The organism is Mesorhizobium sp. C089B (assembly GCF_030323125.1).
In the GTDB taxonomy this organism is placed as follows: domain Bacteria; phylum Pseudomonadota; class Alphaproteobacteria; order Rhizobiales; family Rhizobiaceae; genus Mesorhizobium.
In genome coordinates this window covers 3,240,142-3,258,355 of record NZ_CP100469.1, presented here as the reverse complement: position 1 = coordinate 3,258,355, position 18,214 = coordinate 3,240,142, and the positions used below count along the sequence as shown (strand labels likewise).

General features: G+C 64.2%; 18 protein-coding genes and 2 pseudogenes. All 20 read right to left on the bottom strand.

Annotated features, from left to right (window positions below):
* Window positions 1–180: 180 nt before the first annotated feature.
* Window positions 181–768 carry a transglycosylase SLT domain-containing protein gene (locus NLY44_RS16150; protein ID WP_023804743.1) on the bottom strand — a complete coding sequence of 196 codons (588 nt, stop codon included), beginning with the start codon at window positions 766–768 and terminating at the stop codon, window positions 181–183.
* Window positions 701–2,086 (bottom strand): flagellar hook-length control protein FliK, encoded by a 1,386-nt coding sequence (gene fliK / locus NLY44_RS16145; protein ID WP_023804744.1) that lies wholly within the window; start codon window positions 2,084–2,086, stop codon window positions 701–703. The genes NLY44_RS16150 and fliK overlap by 68 nt, the downstream gene beginning before the upstream one ends.
* Window positions 2,083–3,513 (bottom strand): MotC family chemotaxis protein, encoded by a 1,431-nt coding sequence (locus NLY44_RS16140; RefSeq protein WP_023804745.1) that lies wholly within the window; start codon window positions 3,511–3,513, stop codon window positions 2,083–2,085. The genes fliK and NLY44_RS16140 overlap by 4 nt, the downstream gene beginning before the upstream one ends.
* Window positions 3,510–4,856 carry a MotB family protein gene (locus NLY44_RS16135; RefSeq protein WP_023686352.1) on the bottom strand — a complete coding sequence of 449 codons (1,347 nt, stop codon included), beginning with the start codon at window positions 4,854–4,856 and terminating at the stop codon, window positions 3,510–3,512. The genes NLY44_RS16140 and NLY44_RS16135 overlap by 4 nt, the downstream gene beginning before the upstream one ends.
* 31 nt (window positions 4,857–4,887) lie before the next feature.
* Window positions 4,888–5,514: a hypothetical protein gene (locus tag NLY44_RS16130; protein WP_023686351.1), complete on the bottom strand. Its 627-nt coding sequence runs from the start codon at window positions 5,512–5,514 to the stop codon at window positions 4,888–4,890.
* Between the two features lie 3 nt (window positions 5,515–5,517).
* Entirely contained in the window at window positions 5,518–7,158 is a 1,641-nt protein-coding gene (fliF, locus tag NLY44_RS16125; RefSeq protein ID WP_023804746.1) for a flagellar basal-body MS-ring/collar protein FliF, read from the bottom strand.
* A 194-nt stretch (window positions 7,159–7,352) separates the two neighbouring features.
* Window positions 7,353–8,236, bottom strand: a pseudogene (locus tag NLY44_RS16120) (flagellin N-terminal helical domain-containing protein).
* A 282-nt stretch (window positions 8,237–8,518) separates the two neighbouring features.
* A complete protein-coding gene (locus tag NLY44_RS16115) occupies window positions 8,519–9,403 on the bottom strand; it encodes a flagellin N-terminal helical domain-containing protein (RefSeq protein WP_023683303.1) in 885 nt (294 codons plus the stop codon).
* A 210-nt stretch (window positions 9,404–9,613) separates the two neighbouring features.
* Window positions 9,614–10,345: a flagellar type III secretion system pore protein FliP gene (fliP, locus tag NLY44_RS16110; RefSeq protein WP_023686348.1), complete on the bottom strand. Its 732-nt coding sequence runs from the start codon at window positions 10,343–10,345 to the stop codon at window positions 9,614–9,616.
* The gene (locus NLY44_RS16105) at window positions 10,342–10,842 is read right to left on the bottom strand and encodes a flagellar basal body-associated FliL family protein (RefSeq protein ID WP_023673655.1); all 501 of its coding nucleotides are present in this window, start codon (window positions 10,840–10,842) and stop codon (window positions 10,342–10,344) included. Before NLY44_RS16105 ends, fliP begins: the two co-directional genes overlap by 4 nt.
* 19 nt (window positions 10,843–10,861) lie before the next feature.
* A pseudogene (flgH, locus tag NLY44_RS16100) lies at window positions 10,862–11,563 on the bottom strand (flagellar basal body L-ring protein FlgH); the annotation flags it as partial.
* Window positions 11,560–12,141, bottom strand: coding sequence for a MotE family protein (locus tag NLY44_RS16095; protein WP_027049841.1), 582 nt, complete (start codon window positions 12,139–12,141; stop codon window positions 11,560–11,562). The gene NLY44_RS16095 and the pseudogene flgH, both read right to left, overlap by 4 nt.
* 3 nt (window positions 12,142–12,144) lie before the next feature.
* A complete protein-coding gene (locus tag NLY44_RS16090) occupies window positions 12,145–13,386 on the bottom strand; it encodes a flagellar basal body P-ring protein FlgI (protein ID WP_023728375.1) in 1,242 nt (413 codons plus the stop codon).
* A complete protein-coding gene (gene flgA / locus NLY44_RS16085) occupies window positions 13,383–13,910 on the bottom strand; it encodes a flagellar basal body P-ring formation chaperone FlgA (RefSeq protein WP_023804747.1) in 528 nt (175 codons plus the stop codon). The genes NLY44_RS16090 and flgA overlap by 4 nt, the downstream gene beginning before the upstream one ends.
* A gap of 6 nt (window positions 13,911–13,916) precedes the next feature.
* Complete coding sequence (gene flgG / locus NLY44_RS16080; protein WP_023686343.1) at window positions 13,917–14,705, bottom strand: flagellar basal-body rod protein FlgG; 789 nt, start codon at window positions 14,703–14,705, stop codon at window positions 13,917–13,919.
* A 12-nt stretch (window positions 14,706–14,717) separates the two neighbouring features.
* A complete protein-coding gene (gene fliE / locus NLY44_RS16075) occupies window positions 14,718–15,053 on the bottom strand; it encodes a flagellar hook-basal body complex protein FliE (protein ID WP_023737680.1) in 336 nt (111 codons plus the stop codon).
* Window positions 15,053–15,469, bottom strand: a complete 417-nt coding sequence (flgC, locus tag NLY44_RS16070; RefSeq protein WP_023686341.1) for a flagellar basal body rod protein FlgC — start codon at window positions 15,467–15,469, stop codon at window positions 15,053–15,055. The genes fliE and flgC overlap by 1 nt, the downstream gene beginning before the upstream one ends.
* Window positions 15,470–15,471: 2 nt before the next feature.
* On the bottom strand, window positions 15,472–15,852 hold the full coding sequence (gene flgB / locus NLY44_RS16065) for a flagellar basal body rod protein FlgB (RefSeq protein WP_023691724.1): 381 nt from the start codon (window positions 15,850–15,852) through the stop codon (window positions 15,472–15,474).
* Window positions 15,853–15,936: 84 nt separating this feature from the next.
* The gene (locus tag NLY44_RS16060) at window positions 15,937–16,803 is read right to left on the bottom strand and encodes a hypothetical protein (RefSeq protein ID WP_031201355.1); all 867 of its coding nucleotides are present in this window, start codon (window positions 16,801–16,803) and stop codon (window positions 15,937–15,939) included.
* Complete coding sequence (fliI, locus tag NLY44_RS16055; RefSeq protein WP_023804749.1) at window positions 16,790–18,211, bottom strand: flagellar protein export ATPase FliI; 1,422 nt, start codon at window positions 18,209–18,211, stop codon at window positions 16,790–16,792. Before fliI ends, NLY44_RS16060 begins: the two co-directional genes overlap by 14 nt.
* Window positions 18,212–18,214: the final 3 nt, after the last annotated feature.

The window sequence follows — 18,214 nt, the reverse complement described above, 5'->3', positions numbered from 1 at the left end:
AGCCGTAACCGGTGCCGGGAATCCTGAACAACCATCATTTCTTGTAGCTATTTTCTTGGGAGTTATTTCGAGTTTCGAAATAACCGCAATCAGGAGGTTGTATCGTTGGTTGCCGAACGGGTGACGTGGCACGTCACCCGCCGGGCGTGGATTTGCAACCGTTCGCAAGAGATTATTCACCTAAGGGTTGCAAAAGTTGCGGGCGTTCGGGGTCCATTTGCCGAAGCCGGTGGCGACCATATTGGCGATGACGCGGCAGACATAGAATTTCTGCGCGGGATCATTGTCGGGGCCGGCGTGGTAGCGGGCGACGGCCATCGACCAGCTGACATGACGCGCATGCAGGCTGGCCAGGAAGCGTGCGGCATAGTCGACATTCTGGCGCGGGTCGAGCATGTCGTCGACGCTGCGGAAATGCGCGGCGTGATAGTGATGGTTGATCTGCATGCAGCCGAGATCGATGAGCGTCTTACCCTCGCGCCGGGCTGCTTCGAAGGTGGCCAGGGCCTCGGTTCGGTTCCTTGGAAATACCGCTTTCCCCTCTATATTCAACGCATTAGGTTGCAAGCTACCCTTCTTGCCGGTCTCGGTCAGCCCGACCGCATAGAGGATGCCGGCGGGCACGCCATAGCGGTCGGCGGCACGCAAAATCTCGGGCTCGCAAGGGTTGGTGGCGGCGGTGGCCGGCTTGGTGGCGAGGCTAGATAAACATATCGTCGCCAGCGCGCTCGCCAGCAGGCGCGCCAGCGCGGCCGAATTCCTGGGCATCGTCATTGCGGTTTCTTCCCGACTGCTGGCCGTCCGAACCCGTATTGTTGCCGCTCGAGTTTCCGGGCTGAAAAGCGGACTGGTCGCGGCCTTGCGGCATTGGATGCGAGTTCGCTGCATCGCTGCGGGCCGCTGCGTGGATCGCTATCGAGGGTTGCAGGATGGTGACCTTGTCGACATCGAAGCCGAGCCCGCGCAACGACTTCACGATGGCGTCGCTATCGGTGGCGAGACGGCGGTAAGCCTCATGGGTTTCGGGCTTCAATTCTATCGAAAGTTGTTCTCCGGAAAGCCTGAGACTGGCGGTGACCATGCCGAGCTCTGCCGGGTGAAGCTCGATCTTCAATATATGTGTCGGAACGGCAACAGAACCGGCCGTCTGGGCGCTCGTCGACGGCGTCGAAACCGCTTGCCGCAGTCCGTTGTCCGAAGCCAGCACGTCGATAAGCGCCGAAGTCGTCTGGTTCATCGGGTTTTGCGCCGGGGCCGGGAAGCTCTGTTCGGCAACAATGTCGACGCGCGCAGCGAATGGCGGCTGTTTTCCCTGTGTGGCCGATGCCGCGGAATGGGCTCCATCGACGGACTTCGCCGACGGCGCGGACCGTTTTGCCTCGGGTGCCGAAACGTCGCTTGCCGTCTGGTCCGCCGGTAGAGGAGGCGTCGGACCATCCTGGTGCGGCAGTTTGCCGGACTGGAGCCCGATCGCGGGCAGCTTTTGCCCCTGATCCTGTGCGGAAACGCTGGTACCGGGCTTGGCCCGTTCCGATCGCGTCGTCGTGTCGAGTCTGTTGTCAATGCCGGACGCTGCGCGGTGTCTCTTCAGAGGCGACGTCTGTGCAGAAATGGCCTCGCCAGCGGGCGCCGGTTGCCCAGTCTGTCCATTCGTCGCGATGCCGTTCCCGCTTGTCCGGACCGTTGAGAAATGCCTGATATCGTGCAGCGCCAGCACCAGTGGCAAATGATCCTGCAGCGATCCTGCATCCGCGTCTCGTCCGGCCACCTCAGCGTCCTTGGATGGTTTGTCCGGGCCACTATCGGCATGTTCTTTTGCGGCCTTGCCGGCAGCGGATTTCGTCCCCGTTTTGCCAGACTGGGTGTGTGGGATTTCGCTTTTGCCGGGACCGGCAGGGCTGCGTTTGGCCCAACGCAGCTCGTGCGACGCGGCCTCAATTGCTCCCTGGCCTATCGGTGTCGGCGCATCGTCGTCGCCGCGCACCATGTCGCCGAAGCTTTTGTCGCCACCTTTGGCGTTTGAGGCCGACTGCTTCGATCCGGCGTGCGCGGGAGCCGGCAGGGCCTGGCCAACATTGGTGGTCATTTCGGGGCTGCTCCAAGCATCTGGTCGATCAAATCGAGTTGGTGACGCGTCCTCGCCATGGCGGCGTCGGTGGGATCGGTAGGCTCTACTGCGGCGGGGGCCGGCACCGATGCCGGCACGACCGGAGCCGCATCGCTGGCCGAGGCGACTGCAGGCGTTTCCGCCGCCTTTGCCTCTGGCGTGCTCGGTGCCTGCGCGGCCGGCTCACTTGCCGCCTTCGGTCGGTCGGTTGCGGGCTGTTCACTCGACGTTGTGGCGGCTGGCTGTTCCGGCATCGCGCCTTCGACCGGCGGCAGCTCTGGCTCGTCGGGTTTTTCCACGGCCGCGGTCTTGACCGGCTCCTGACTGGCCGAGGCAGGTGCGGGCTTTTCGGCAGGCAGCGGCGCCGGCGGGGCGATGACTTCACCCGCCACGGCCTGCGCGGCATCGAGCAGGTCGCGGTCGCTTTGCGAAAGCTGGTTGCGATCGATCTTGTCCAGCTTGGCGCGGACCTCGCCGATGGTGCCGGACGTTACCGTGGACAGGCTGGAATAGAGCTGGGCGCGCGGATCGTCCTGATTGTGGATGCCGTCGCGGCCCCGTTCAGCCCTGGCCGAGGCAAAGGCGGAGAGATCGGCAAAGCCGTCGATCGCGGCGCGGCGGGCGATGCGCAGATAGATCACCTTCTCGCGTTCTGGATCCATCATTGCGGTGATGTCGGCGAGCTTGTCCTGGCTGATCGCCATGTGCAGCGTGATGACGCCGGAGACGAAGGCGTCGGCGAACTGGCTGGCATAGGGCGAATAGAGGTAGTCTTCGACGTATTGGGTTGAGGCAAGCGCGAAACGCGCACCGTCGCCTTGCGCGGCGGCGATGCCGACCGAGCGGCGCAGTGCTGCTTCCTCGACCAGCGTGCCGGGGCTGAGCAGGCGAGCATCGTCGAGCAGCGCAAGCGCGCTGACCGGTTGCTCGGTGGCGAGAAGCGAGCCCTTGACCAGCGCCAGAAAGGCACCGACATCGGGGGGCAGGGTCATCGGATCGATCGGCTTCAGCGCCTCGATCGCAGCCGCCTGCCGGCCGTTCAGATAATCGACAATGCCCTTGGCGATGGTCAGGCTTTGCGGGTCGGTCTTGGCGCGCGACACCGCCGCCTCGACGGTGACGGGGTTGCCGCCACTCATGCCATAGACCAGCAAGGCGCGAAAATTCTTCGGGTCGCTGAAATCATCTGCGTCCGCCGCGCGCAGCCTTGTGTCGGCCATTTCGAGCAGCTTGGCCTGCATCGGCAGCGCGGCGTGATCGCCGGCGGCGATGCGGTCCTGCACAAGCTGCAGCGAGCGCACCAGCTGATAGGGCTGCAAGCCGTCCTCGGCGAAGGCCGATGGCGGATGGACAGCGCTCAGCAGCAGCAGCCCGACGGCGCGGCCGATGATGGCGGCGCGCCTCATCCGTCGGTCGCCATCAGGATTTCGATGCGGCGGTTCGCGGCCGCCATCGGGTCGGCTGCAATTTTCGGCTCGCGATCGGCGAAGCCGGCGACCTCGGTGATGCGGCGCTCGTCGACGCCGCCGCGCACCAGCATGTAATAGGCGGAATGGGCGCGCGCCGTGGACAGCCGCCAATTGTCGTAAGTGTCGCTGCGGAACGGCCGCGCGTCGGTGTGGCCGTTGATGCTGATCGTGCCTTTCTGCTCGTTGACGATGCGGCCGATCTTTTCCATCGCCAGCACCAGTTCACGCCTAGGCACCGCCGATCCGATCTCGAACATGCCGAAATCGAACTGGTCCGTGATCGAAATGACGACACCCTTGTCGGTGGCTTCGACGGAGACGCCATTATGCAATTTGTCGCCTGGCTTGAAGGCCTCGGCCAGTTCCTGCTTGACCTGCGCCGCGGCTCTAACAGTGGCGGCCGTCGGCGCTTTTTCCGCGGCTTCGGGTTTGGGTGCGGGTTGTGCTTCGGCGGCTTCGGCCTTTGCAATTTCGGCCTTCGCTGCTTCAGCCTTGGCCTCTGCTTTGGCTTCAGCCTTGGTCAGCGGCTTATCGGAAACGGATTTCGCCAGCGGCTCGAGCGGCGCCGCGGCCACTGGCGGCGCGGCCGGCACGGCCTTCACCTCCGCCACTTGCGTCTGTGCCGCCTTGTCACCCGGCTTCAGGGGATCGCCTTCGATCTTGGTGCGTTCGGCGGTGGCTTCGGCGCCTGGTGCAGCCACCTGCTGCGACCAGAAATCCGGCGCGAACGGGTCGCGGTAGGATTGGCCGCCGGATGCGCCGGTAGCCGGGCCGGACGCCTGCGCGCCGCCATCGCCCTTCTCGCTGACATTTTGCATGACGCCGGTGTCGGTGGCGATTTCCGACAGCACCGCATAGGGATCGGCAAACAGATGCTCGTCGGAAAGATCCGTCTTTGGCGCCGATTCCTTCGATTGCTTCTTGTCGGAAGTACCGGCGCCGCCGACGCCGTCCTGTCCGGCCTTGCTGGTCTTGTCCCGCGGGTCGTCCGCCGTCAGCCCGACCTTGCTCGGGCCATCGCCGAGGTCTTCGAGGCCCTTGCGGCTGGCGTTGCGATCGACCAGCTTGACCGGATTGAAGTAGCTGGCGACGGCTGCCTTGGTCTGCTCGTTGGCGGCGTTGATCAGCCACATGACGAGGAAGAAGCACATCATGGCAGTCATGAAATCGGCAAAGGCGATCTTCCAGACGCCGCCATGGTGGGCGTCGTCGTGGTCGTCGTGGTTGCGCCGCACGATGATGATCTCATGCCTGGCGTCTGCGGCCTCGACAACGCTCATGACGTCCACTCGTTCGTAAGAGGGCCCTCGCTCATGACAGGGCCTCCGACAAGGCGGCCGACCATTCGGCAATGCGGGTTTCGAACACCGCCTCGTCAATGGCGACGGTAAGGTCGAAGCCGGGCGCCTCGACGAAATCGAGATTGGCCGCGCGTGGGCCGAGCGAAGCCTTCAGCGTCTCGAACAATGACAGCGGTCCGCGCACGGCGATGCGCACCGCCTCGCTGTCGCCGACGGCTTCGCGGATCGTGCCGGCAAGGGTTTCCAGCGAACGCTTCTGCAGATCGTCGCTGACAAGGCCGCCAATGATGCGCGCAATGGTGGCGCCGACGAGGTCGCTGACCTTGGCCTCCATGATCTCGATACGGGCAGTGACGACCGCGCCGAGATCGCCGCCGAAACTTTCCAGAAAGGCCTTTGCTTCATCGGCGTTGGCCTGTCTCTGCGCCTCGAGCGCTGCCTGGTGGGCGATGGCAAGGCGGGCTTCAAGGGCGGCTTCGGCATCGATGACCGCTTCGGCGATCAGCGCGCCGATGTCGGCCTGCGGCGCCGACGTCTCCGGCCTTGGCTCGGCCATGGCGGCGAGCGAGGGCTGGCCGGCACGCTGGCTGCGTGCGCCGAAATCCGGCAAAAGGTCGAAAAGCGCTGCCGAGGCCATGGTCTATACCGCTGCTTCCTGGGCCGCCCATTTGCGCAGGATCTGCGCGGTGCGCTCCTCATTGATGTCGACCATGCGGGCAAGCCGCTCCTGCGGCGCCGGCCTGATCTTCTGACGAAGATCGTCGAGTGGAGTCGGGCCTGGGCGGCTGCCGGGCAAGGCAGCCGGCGCCTGTTCGGCGCCGGCGGCTTCGGGTGTCGGCAGTGAACGCTGGACGTCGTCGAAGCTCGGACCGGCAAGTGCCGGCGTCGGCCGCGCGCTCAGCGCGGTGGCCATCGGCCTCAGGCCGAAGAAGGCGACCAGGAACACCACGACGATGAAAGCGCCGGCGTTGATCATCGTACCGGCATGGGTTCCGATCGACGCCATTATGCCCGGCTGTTCGACCGCCTCGCCGTCGAGCCCGTCGATGAACTCGACGGCCGAGACATCGATGATGTCGCCGCGCTTGTCGTCGAAGCCAGTGGCCGAAGCCACCATCTTCTGGATGTCGGCAACGCGCTTGGCGATCTGCTCGGGCGTTGCGTCCTTGCCGAGGATGGTCATCAGCCGCTGCTGATTGACGACGACGGCGATCGACATCTTGGTGACGGAATAGCCGTTCGAGACTGTGGCGATCTTCTTGGAGTTGATCTCGTAATTGGTGATCTCCTCCTTGCGATCATTCTCCGATGACGTCTGCGGACCATCGGTGCTGGTCGCCTGGGTCTCGGGCAGGTTCTGCTCGACGGTGGCCGGGGTCGAGGCCTGCCTCTGATTGCTGTTTTCGTTGGCGCGCACCGACTGCACGGAACGCTCCACGCGTGACTCCGGATCGAAGATCGTCTCTTCGGTCTGGCGGGTGTCGGTGTTGACATCGGCCTTGACGCTGGCGCGGAAATTGTCGGGGCCGAGATAAGGCGTCAGCGCGCGGCGGATGTTGTCGCCGATCTGCGCCTCGACGGTCTGCTCGACGCCGAGCGTGCGGGCAGCACTTGTGTTGGAGGGATCGTCGCCAGCGGCGAGAAGGTTGCCGTTGGAATCGAGCACGGTAACCTTGTCGGCCGACAGGCCCGGCACGGCGGCGGCGACGAGATGGCGGATCGACATGGCGCTCTTTTCGGCGTCGATGCCGGAATAGCGGATGACCACCGAGGCGGAGGGTTGCTGTTCGTCGCGGCGGAAATTGGCGCGCTCGGACATGACGATGTGAACGCGGGCGGCCTTGATGCCGGATATCGACTGGATGGTGCGGGCGATCTCGCCTTCCAGCGCGCGCACGCGGGTGATCTGCTGCATGAAGGAGGTCAGGCCAAGAGAACCGACATTGTCGAACAGTTCGTAGCCGGCATTGGCGCTGGTCGGCAGGCCCTTTTCGGCGAGCAGCATGCGCGCCTGCGCGGTGGTGCCGGCCGGCACCAGCACGGAGGTGCCGTCGGAGCCGACGTCGAAGCCGATGCCGGCTTCGCCGAGCACCAGGCCGATCTGGTTCACGTCGGAGCGATCGAGCCCGACATAGAGCGTCTCATAGGCCGGGCGGTTGAGATAGACCGAGCCGATGCCGATGACGGCCATCACCAATGCGGCAATGCCGGCCAGCATGGCAAGGCGCCTGACGCCAAATGCCCTGAGATTCGAGATGATGCTCTGGATCTGTTGCGGCACGATTCAAGCGCTCCCAGCATGATATTCCGTGGGAACACTAGACCGCGAAGCTTGTGCGAAGATGATAGAGCATGTCGCCCGGAAGTGTGCAGCGGTTCCGGGTCAACGACATGCGTCAAAACACAGCCACAAAGCGAAAGGGCCGCGCTGTCGGCGCGGCCCTTCAATTCAAGAAGGAGAAAGCCGGGTCAGGCTTACTGCTTGAACAGCGCCAGGATCGACTGCGAGTTGCCGTTGGCGATCGACAGCGACTGGATGCCGAGCTGCTGCTGGACCTGTAGGGCCTGCAGCCGCGTCGATTCCTTGTTCATGTCGGCGTCGACCAGCGCGCCGACGCCCTTGTCGATCGAGTCCGACAGGTTCGACAGGAAGCTCTTCTGGGTATCGATGCGCGACTTGGCGGCGCCGAGATAGGCAGCGCCCGTGGACAGCTTGGCAAGCGCCGTTTCAACGGCGCCAAGTGCGGTGTCGATGGCTGCCGGAAGGACCTGGGTTGTGCTGGGATCGAAGAAGGTCGTCGCCAGCAGAGCGCCGACGATGCCGCCGGTGCCGGGAAGATCGAGGACCTGCGTGTCGGCCGCCTTGAGTCGATGGTGTCGATGGCGACGGTCGTGCCGGTGCGGTTATAGGACGCGACGATCTTCAGGTCGGAGGTCGCAGCAGCGTCGTTCTGCAGCAGGTTCGAGCCGGCATAGGAGGCGTTGGTGACCGACGACTTGATCTGGTCCTGGATAGCCTTGATCTCAGTGGCGATCTTCTGCTGGTCGTCCTTGCTGGCGCTGCGTGCAGTGACCAGCTTGGCCTTGATCAGGTCGACCTGGTCCTTGATGTCGGTGATGGCGGTGTAGGCGGTGTCGACCTTGCCGGCGCCGAGGCCAAGCGCGTCCTGAACGGCCGAAAGCGCCTTGTTGTCGGACTTCATCGTGGTGGCGATCGACCAGTAGGCGGCGTTGTCGCTGGCGGTGGCGACGCGGTAGCCGGTCGAAATGCGTGACTGGGTGGTTTCAAGCTGCTTGTTGGTGTTGTTCAGGCTCTGCAGCGCGGTCAGAGCCGAAGCGTTCGTCATGATGCTAGCCAAGATATTTACCCCTTTTCAAACACTGGCGTGTCCCGAACACGCCGGATCAACTTCATCAAGGGGGTAGGCATAAGCCCATCGACCGTATGGTCTGCCCGCCATGGAATGGTTAACCATGACTACCGGGATATGGTTAACGGCCTGTTAAACCAAGCCATTCAGGGCGCTGGCCAAGAGCAAAAATCGGCAGCCATTTAGCAAGAAAATCAACAGCCGCAAAAAGAAATTGGGCCGCGCTGTTGGCGCGGCCCGACGAATGGTGTCAGTCGTAATGTCGAGAGATCAGCCGCGGAAGAGCGACAGGATCGACTGCGAGTTGCCGTTGGCGATCGACAGCGCCTGGATGCCGAGCTGCTGCTGGACCTGGAGGGCCTGCAGACGGGTCGATTCCTTGTTCATGTCGGCGTCGACCAGAGCGCCGACGCCCTTGTCGATCGAGTCCGACAGGTTCGACAGGAAGCTCTTCTGGGTGTCAATGCGCGACTTGGCGGCGCCGAGCGAGGCAGCGCCGGTGGACAGCTTGGCAAGCGCGGTTTCAACAGTGCCGAGCGCGGTGTCGATGGCGGCGGGGGTAACCGCCGTGGTGCTCGGGTCGAAGAAGGCAGCGGCGAGCAGGCCGCCGACGATGCCGCCCGTGCCGGCGACATCGAGAACCTGCGTATCGGCAGCCTTGACGTCGATGGTGTCGATGGTGACGGTCGCGCCGGTACGGTTGTAAGCCGCAACGATCTTCAGGTCGGACGCAGCGGCAGCGTCGTTCTGCAGCAGGTTCGAGCCGGCGAAGTTGGCGTTGGCGACCGAGGACTTGATCTGCGCCTGGATGGCGTTGATTTCGGTCGCGATCTTCTGCTGGTCTTCCTTCGAGGCGCTACGGGCAGTGACCAGCTTGGTCTTGATCAGGTCGACCTGGTCCTTGACGTCGTTGATGGCGGTGTAGGCGGTGTCAACCTTGCCGGCGCCGAGGCCGAGGGCGTCCTGCACGGCCGAGTTGGCCTTGTTGTCGGACTTCATCGAGGTCGCGATCGACCAGTAAGCGGCGTTGTCGGAAGCGGTGGCAACGCGGTAGCCGGTCGAGATGCGGGCCTGCGTCTGCTCGAGGGATTTGTTGGTGTTGTTCAGGCTCTGCAGCGCGGTCAGCGCCGAGGCGTTCGTCATGATACTGGACATGGCTACTCGTACCTTGATTTTTACAGGGTGTTTTTGACATACCGGCTTTTCCGGTATGACGGAGCGGCATCATGCCAATGATCGTGAGATCCGATCACCCGCCATCTGCGAGCAATATGCGGGCAAGTCCCTACCAAAGGGCTAAACGGGACGGTTAACCGGAAATATATTGCATAAAATTTTAGCAAGGCGCCAAGGGCGCGCGGACGGTCAGGTGAAGGAGCGCACCAGGCTGCCGACAAGCAGGTTCCAGCCGTCGATGAGGACGAAGAACAGGATCTTGAAGGGCAGCGAAACGACGGTCGGCGGCAGCATCATCATGCCCATGGCCATGGTGATGGTGGCGACGATCAGGTCGATGACGAGGAACGGCAGCACGATCAGGAAGCCGATCTCGAAGCCGCGGCGAATTTCGGAGATCATGAAGGCCGGCACCAGGATGCGCAGGTCGACGGTGTCCCTGGCAACGACCTGGCCGCGTTCGCGGGCGAGATCGGCGAACAGGTCGAAGTCCTTGTCGCGGACATTGTGCAGCATGAAGGTGCGGAACGGGTCCGAAATCTTTTCGAACGCCTCGGTCTGGCTGATCTGGTTGTCCATCAGCGGCTTGACGCCGGTGTTCCAGGCCTGGTCGAAGGTCGGCGCCATGACGTAGAAGGTCATGAACAGCGACAGCGAGATCAGGATCAGATTGGCCGGCGTCGACTGCAGGCCGATGCCGGCGCGCAGGATCGAGAAGGCGATGACGAAGCGGGTGAAGCTCGTCACCATGATCAACAGGCCCGGCGCCACCGACAGCACGGTGATCAGACCGAACATCTGGATGATATAGCCGACGGTGGCGCCGTCGGCCTTGCCGATGCCGCCGAGATCGAGCTGCTGGGCGGCGGCGACAGAGGTGGCGGCGACGACGATCGCGGCGGCGAGGACGAGTTTTCTCATTCGAGCAGCAATGTCCTGATCAGAACCTGTTTGGCATGGCCACCGCTGCGGATTGCGGCGCGCTCCTCGAGGTCGGCTTTCAAATGCTGGTAGCCGCTGGCGCCTTCGATCTGATGCATCTTCAGGGTGCGGACCATGGCAAGCAGGTCCTGGTGAATGCTTTCGGTAAGTTCCGGCGGCTGCGGCGCATCGTAGACCACCGACGCTTCCAGCCTTATCCAGGTGTCAGCAGGCGAAGCCAGATTGGTGGTGATCGGCGCCAGCTGGACAAGCGTCGGCCCGGTGCCGGGAGCATGTTCGGCCGCCTTGCTCGGTTGCTCGGCATTGGACTGGTTCTCCGGTGCGGCGGGCACAGGCACCGGTCCCCCGACGCCCTTCAGATAGCCGCCGGACATCCAGCCCATGCCGATCGCGGCGCCCGTCACCGCCAGCAGCATCGCAAGCTGGATGACAAGCGACGGGCCCTTTTTTTGCTGAACCTGTTCGACATTTGCCACGGCGCCGTTCTCCAGTCCTAAAAGGGAGGACTTGGTCGAGGATCTGCTGACCGTAAGCGGGCTGCTGGATTTCGCTGACGCGGCCGCGGCCGCCATAGGAGATGCGCGCCTCGGCGATGCGTTCATAAGAGATGGTGTTTTCAGCGCCGATATCGGATGGACGCACCATGCCGGCGATGGTCAGCACTCTGAGCTCGTAATTGACGCGCACCTCCTGTGAGCCCCGGATCATCAGATTGCCGTTGGGCAGGACTTCGGTGACGACGGCGGCGACGTTGAGCTCGAGGTTCTCCGAGCGCTTGATTTCGCCGTCCGCATTGGTTTCGGTGGTGGAGCTCAGCCCCGCGTCGCCCTTGCCGCTGGTGGTGGCACCTTCCCATCCGAGGTTGACGTCATAGCCGAGCTTGCGCCCGGCGGTGCGGCTGCGATCGTTCTGGTTCTTGAAGTTGGCCTTGTCGTTGAGCTTGATCCTGACGGTCAGGATGTCGCCGTCGCGCAGCGCGCGCGGGTCGGTGAACAGCCGGCTCTGGCGGTCGTCCCACAGCGAGAATTTCTTCACCGGCGCGGCTGGCGTTTCGGGATAGGAGTAGGGCGCATTGACGCTGCCGGTAATGCCGGTGCCGACCGGCGACAGCGCCGGCTCCCTGCCGATCTCCCTGGGGTCGGAGGCGCAGCCGGCAAGTGAAGCCGTGGCGACCAGGGCGAGAATATGCGACTTCATGACGGATCTACCCTTCGGGCCGCGCTGGCCATGATGCCGGTGAGTGTGGCCGCTGCCTTCTGGTCCATCTCGTTGAGAATGACGCCGGCCTTGCGCGAATCGAGTTTCATCAGGATGGCGGCGGCGAGATCGGCGTTGACCATGGCCAGGCGCTCGGCCGCGGCATCCGGTTTCATGCCGGCATAGATCTTGACGACGCCATCCTCGGCGCGGGCCAGGAAGACTTCACGCCGTTTCAGCCATTGCTCGTATTCGGCGCGCTTGTCGTCCAGCGCCTTCATGCGCAGGTCGATGCCGGCCTGCAGCTGCTTCAGCTCTTCGGCCTGCAGCGCGTAACGGCGGTCGCGGGCGGCGTCGGCGATGTTGGAGCAGAAGCGCTGGATCTCGCTTTCATCGGGCACCTTCTCGCGGACCAGCTGCTGCACTGCCGCCGGCTGTTGCCCGCCAGGCAGAACCTGCCGCACCGCTTCTTCCGCGCGGACAGTGCCGCCGGCAAGGACGGTGGCGGCGATGACGCAAGCTGCCAAGGCTGCGCTGCGGCGGTGCTGCTTTTGGGAGAAGAAATCGATCATCGGCATGGCCTATTGGAGAACCAGATCGGCCTGCAAAGCGCCGGCCGACTTGATGCCTTGCAAAATGGCAATGATGCCGTCCGGCTTGACGCCGAGACGGTTGAGGCCCGACACCAGCGTTTCGAGGTTCGGTCCGTCGAGCACATTGACGCGGGCGTCAGGCCGCGTGGCATCGATGGTGGTGAAGGGTTCCTCCGCTGTCACGCCCTTGGAGAACGGTTCCGGCTGGACGATCTTCGGCTGTTCGGTGATGCGCACGGTGAGCGTGCCGTGGCTGATCGCCACCCGCGAGATCTTGACCTCGTTGCCGATGACGATGGTGCCGGTGCGTTCGTCGATGACGACGCGTGCCGGCGTGTCGGTCTCGACCACCAAATTCTCGATCTCGGCGTAGAAGCGCGCCGCCGAAACATTCTTCGGCCGCCTGATCTGCACGGTGCGTGCATCGCGCTCCGCCGCCACGCGCATGCCGAAGCGTTGCGAGGTGTAGCCGTTGATGGCGTCGGCGATGCGGACGGCAGTGGAGAAATCGGGGTTGCGCAATTGCAAGGTGAGCAGCGCCTGGTCCTCGAATTCGGCGCGCACAGTGCGCTCGACGATGGCGCCGTTGGGCACGCGGCCGGCCGTCGGCACGCCCTGCGTCAGCTTTTCGGCATCGCCCTGGGCAGTGAAGCCGGAAACGATGACCGAGCCTTGCCCGACAGCATAGATCTCGCCATCGGCCGCCTTCAGTGGCGTCATTATCAGCGTGCCGCCGGCAAGCGATGTGGCGTCGCCCATGGAGGAGACGTCGATGTCGATGCGGGCGCCCGACTGCACGTAAGGCGGCATGTTGGCGGTGACGATGACGGCGGCGACGTTCTTGGCCCGCGCGCTGCCGCCTTCGGTGGCGATGCCGAGATTTTCGAGCATGGCGCGGATCGACTGTTCGGTGAAGGGCGAATTGCGCAGGCTGTCGCCCGATCCGGCGAGGCCGATGACGAGGCCGTAGCCGACGAGCTGGTTGTCGCGCGAAGCCTGCAGCTGCGCAATGTCCTTGATGCGCGATGCGACCTGGCCGGGTGGCAGAGAGCCTGGGCCGTTGGAGACCCTGAACATGCGGTTGGTGGTGGCCGGATCGTATTCGGGATCGACAAAAGCGCCGCCATTCTGGCCGGCAAGATCGCGCTTTTGCTTCGGCGTAAGACCGTCGGCCAGCACCGGCTGCAGGCCGACAACGGCCGCGAGCAGAAGGGCAGCTCCGCGTCTCATGACGCGCTGACCCGGATGGTGCCGTCAGCCATCACCGTGCCGGAAAAGATCTTGCCGCTGTCTGTGTTGCGGACCTTTATCAAATCGCCGGCGGCACCCGGCTGCAGCGACACCGCCGTGGCCGAAATGGTGAGGTCGCCGGCGATGAAATAGACCTGCACGTCGGCGCCCTGTTCGACCAGCCAGGCGTCGCGGATGGCGGCGACCGGGATATAGCGGCCGGGCAGCAGCGTGCGCTTGGCGACCTTGCCCTGGAGTTCCATGGCCTGCGTGGCGACCGCATCCGGCCTGTGCTTTCCGGGGAGCAGCGTCACCGGTTTCAGCACGCCGGTTTCGATCATCTCGCCGGGATAAATGACCCGGTTGGGGATCAGAACGATCTCGCCGGTTGCCTGACTGCTCGCGACGTGGGTGCTGGTCTGCTGGTCTGCGCTCTCCTGGGCAAACGCCGGCACACCGCCGGCTACCAGCGCGAGCATCAGCGCGGTGCGGCAAAGCGCGGAGCGGGAGGCCGGAGAGAGCATCAAACCTTACCTGATGTTCTTGGACACGACGGAGGCCATGTCGTCGGCGGCCTGGATGACCTTGGAGTTCATCTCATAGGCGCGCTGCGCCGAGATCAGCTCGGTGATTTCCTTGACAGGATCGACGTTGGAGGCCTCGAGATAACCCTGCTCGACCGAGGCGAAGCCGGGATCGCCGGGCACGCCGACATTGGCCGGGCCCGAGGCCGGCGTTTCCTGGAACAGATTATCGCCGAGCGGCGCCAGGCCGGCTTCATTGGCGAAGTTGGCGAGTTGCAGCTGGCCGAGCAGCTGGAGGTCGGTCTGGCCGTCGATGCGGGCAAAGACCTGGCCGGTCTTGTTGACCACGACTTCGATGGCATCGGTCGGCACGGTGATGGCCGGGATGACATTGGCGCCGTCGACGGTCACCAGCTGGCCGGTGGCGTTGGTGTTGAAGGCGCCGGCGCGGCTGTAGAGTGTGCCGCCGTCGGCGCCCTCGATCTGGAACCAGCCTCGGCCGGTCAGCGCCATGTCGAAACTGTTGCCGGTCGAGGTCAGTTCGCCCTGGGTATGGACGTTGCGCACCGCCGTCGTCTTGACGCCGAGGCCGATCGACACGCCTTCCGGCACAAGCGATGAATTGGAGCGGTTGGGCACGCCCTGCGTGCGGTCGACCTGGTAGAGCAGGTCGGAGAATTCGGCGCGCGCGCGCTTGTAGCCGGTGGTGTTGATGTTGGCGATGTTGTTGGCAATGACTTCCAGATTTGTCTGCTGGGCATTCATGCCGGTCGCTGCGATGGCGAGTGCTTTCACGGCAAGTTCTCCTCAGATGCCCATACGGCTGATTTCGAGATAGGCGGAGACGACCTTGTCGCGGATCGCGATCGTGGTCTGCAGGGCCTGCTGGGCGCTCATGACGGCGTCGACGACCTGACGGGTATCGGCGTCGCCCCTGAGTGCCTGGATCGACACCTGCTCGGCATTCTGCAAGGTGTTGACGGTCTTCGAGGCGGCCTGGCTCAGCGCCTCGGCAAAGGTGGTGCCGATTTCGCTGCCGGCCATCGGCGCCTTGGTGCCCTGGAACAGGTCGGTCGTGGTATCGGCGCCACCGATCTCCGGCTTGAGGGGAAGCGATCCGATACCGCCAATGCCGCTGATCATTACTGGTTCCTCATCAGGTCGATGGTCATGGAGATCAGATCACGCGCCTGCTTGATGACCTGAAGGTTGGCTTCGTAGGAGCGGTTGGCTTCGCTCATGTCGGCCATCTCGACCAGCACGTTGACATTGGGCATCTTGACGTAGCCCTTGTCGTCGGCGGCCTCGTTGCCGGGCTGGAATTCGACGGGAAAGTCGCTGGGGTCGCGGTCGATGGAGTTGACCTCAACCGTCGTGCCACCCGAGGCACGATCGAGTTCCGAGACGAAACTGATGGTCTTGCGGCGATAGGGGTCGGCGCCCGGGGTGTTGCCGGTCGACTGCGCGTTGGCAAGGTTTTCCGAAACGACGCGCAAACGGTCAGACTGGGCGCTGAGGCCGGACGCGGCGATCTTGAGGGCTGAGGTCAAGGCGTCCATGGTCAGCTCTTCACCGCCATCATCATCATCGAATGGAAGGCCTTGACGATCGCGGTGTTGAGTTCAAACGAGCGGCGGACCTCGCCGGCCTTCATCAGTTCGTTCTCGACCACCACCGTGTTCTTCGAGGGCATGATGGCGCCGGTCGTCTCTTCTGGCTTGACCGTGAAGCCGGCATTAGTGGCGGCAGTGCCGAGGTGGCCTGCCTGGGTGGCGGTCAGCGACACTGCCGTGCGGTCGAGCACCTTCTCGAACGGCTCGACATCGCCGGCGGTGTAGCCCGGCGTGTTGACGTTGGCGATGTTGCCGGCAATGGCCGACTGGCGCACCGACAGCCATTGCGACTGCTTGGCGGCGAGATCGAAAAGATTGATGGGCTCCATGGGGATCTCCAGGCTGGTACGTACAAGACTAGGCTGCCAGTCTTGCGCGGACCTTGCGCGGGCCAGGCGTAAGCCGGTGTGCCGCTATTTGGAGAGTTCGATCACCTGGTCGGTGCTGGTGACCATGACCCACTTGCCGCCGCGTTGCTCGATCGACGAGACGACGCTGGAGTCGGGCAGCTTCGAGCCGCGCTGGACAATCCACAGGCCGGCATCGTCCTCGATCATGGCGCGGCCATTGGCGACATGAACCATGCGAAATTTGGGATCCGCCGGGAAGGGCTGCTCGTCGACGCCGGGAGGCTGGGTCTTGTCCTCGGGGTCCTGCAGCGTGCCGGTGGCGAACAGGTCGACATCGGGAACATCGTTTGCCGTCAGCGGCTGACCGCTGTTTTCCATCTGCGAACCGCCGCTGACCCGCCCTGCATTGGTGCCGCTGCCGCCGAACTTGATCGCCTGCACGCCGAACTGGTCCTGATTGAAGAAGATATACCAGGGAAACAGCGCGCAGATCAGGCCGAGCGTGATGCCGAGCGCGGCAAAGACGATATCGCTGCGGCGGTCGGATTTCTTGTCGAGCCTGGGATATTGCGGCCTTGGCGGCTGCGGCCATTCGGTGACCGGGAACAGCCCGTCGAGAAGCGAGTCGCGACTGGTCTCGATAGCTTCTTTGGGGCCGGCGCGAGGGGTCCTTGGCAATTCAGGCTTGACGACGCTGGGCAAGGCAGGCTCGGCCAAGCGAGGCACAGTGGACTCGACTACGCTGGCTACCCTGGGCAAGAATGGCCTGGCGGCCCTGGCCAGAATGGCCTCAGCCTTGGCGACCTTGTCGAGATCGGCCTTTGCCCTGACAGCTCTCGCTTCGTTGGCCCGGGCTTCCTCGGCGGCACTGGCCTCTGCGATCATCTCGCGCAAAAGCCGCTCGGTGTACTGAAGCTCAGTCTCCAGCATCGACACTTTGCTTGCCTTTCAGATGACGGGCGAGGTCGGAGAATGCGTCGCTCGAGGCGCGATCCCTGGGCGACTGCGTCAGCGCCTCGTAGATCAGCGGCACCTGGCGCACGGCAATATCGAGCTCGGCATCGGCGCCGCCCTGATAGGCGCCGAGCAGGCGGATGTCGCGCGTGTCCTCGAAGCGCGAGATCATCGACTTCAGCCTGGTCACCAGCATGCGTTGCTCGGGGCTCCATGCCTTGTCGGCGAGGCGCGAGATCGACGACAGCGGATTGACCGGGGGGTAGCGGCCCTGTTCGGCAATGGCGCGGTCGAGCACGACATGGCCGTCGAGGATGCCGCGTACCGAATCGGCGACCGGGTCGTTGTGGTCGTCGCCGTCGACCAGCACCGAGATGATGGCAGTGATTGATCCCTGTCCTTTGATACCGGGGCCTTCAGCGCCCGGGCCAGCGCGTTCGAGCAGCTTGGGCAGATCGGTGAAAACCGAAGCGGGATAGCCGCGGGCGACCGGCGGCTCGCCGGTGCCGGTCGCTACCTCGCGCAGCGCATGGGCAAAGCGGGTAATCGAATCCAGCACCAGCAGCACGCGATGGCCCTGGTCGCGAAAATGTTCGGCAACGCGCATGGCGGTATCCGGCGCGCGCCGGCGCATCATGGCGCTCTCGTCGCTGGTAGCGATGACGGCGACCGTCTTGGCCATGCTCTCTGCGCCGATCGTGTCTTCGAGGAATTCGCGTACCTCGCGGCCGCGCTCGCCGATCAGCGCCACGACCACGGTGTCGAAGGCGTCGGCGCCGGCCAGCATGGCGAGCAGCGTCGACTTGCCGACGCCGGAACCGGCAAAGACGCCGAGGCGCTGGCCGAGGCAGAGCGGCGTGAAGATGTCGATGACCTTGACCCCGGTCGTGAAGGCGGTGCCGACGCGCTGCCGCGCCATGGCGCCGGGCGTTGTGCCGTCGCCGCTCGCAGCCTCGCCGATCCTGATCAGCGGCGGGCCGCCGTCGATGACGCGGGTCAGCGCGTCGATGGCGCGCCCACGCCACGAAGCATGCGGCGTTACCGTCAGCGGGCCGCGGCGAAACACGGCGTCGCCGATGCCGGCGTCGGCGCTGCGTTCGAAAGGGGCGATGACGACTTCGTCGCGGCCGATCCTGACGATCTCGCCGCGGCGCGTGCCGGCATTGCCGCGCTGTTCGACGAGGTCGCCAAGCCTGGCGACTTCAGACAGGCCGCGCACCTTGTAATGCGTTGGCGAAACCTCCGAAACACGGCCGCCGCGCCGCAGCAACGTCTCGGTGTCATCGAAGCGGCGCCAGATCCGCTCCAGCGCAGCCAGCCGGTTTTCCGGTGCTGTCTCCGGTTGCCGTTCAAGCGCGCGTATCGATGATTTGCTGCTCGACATGCT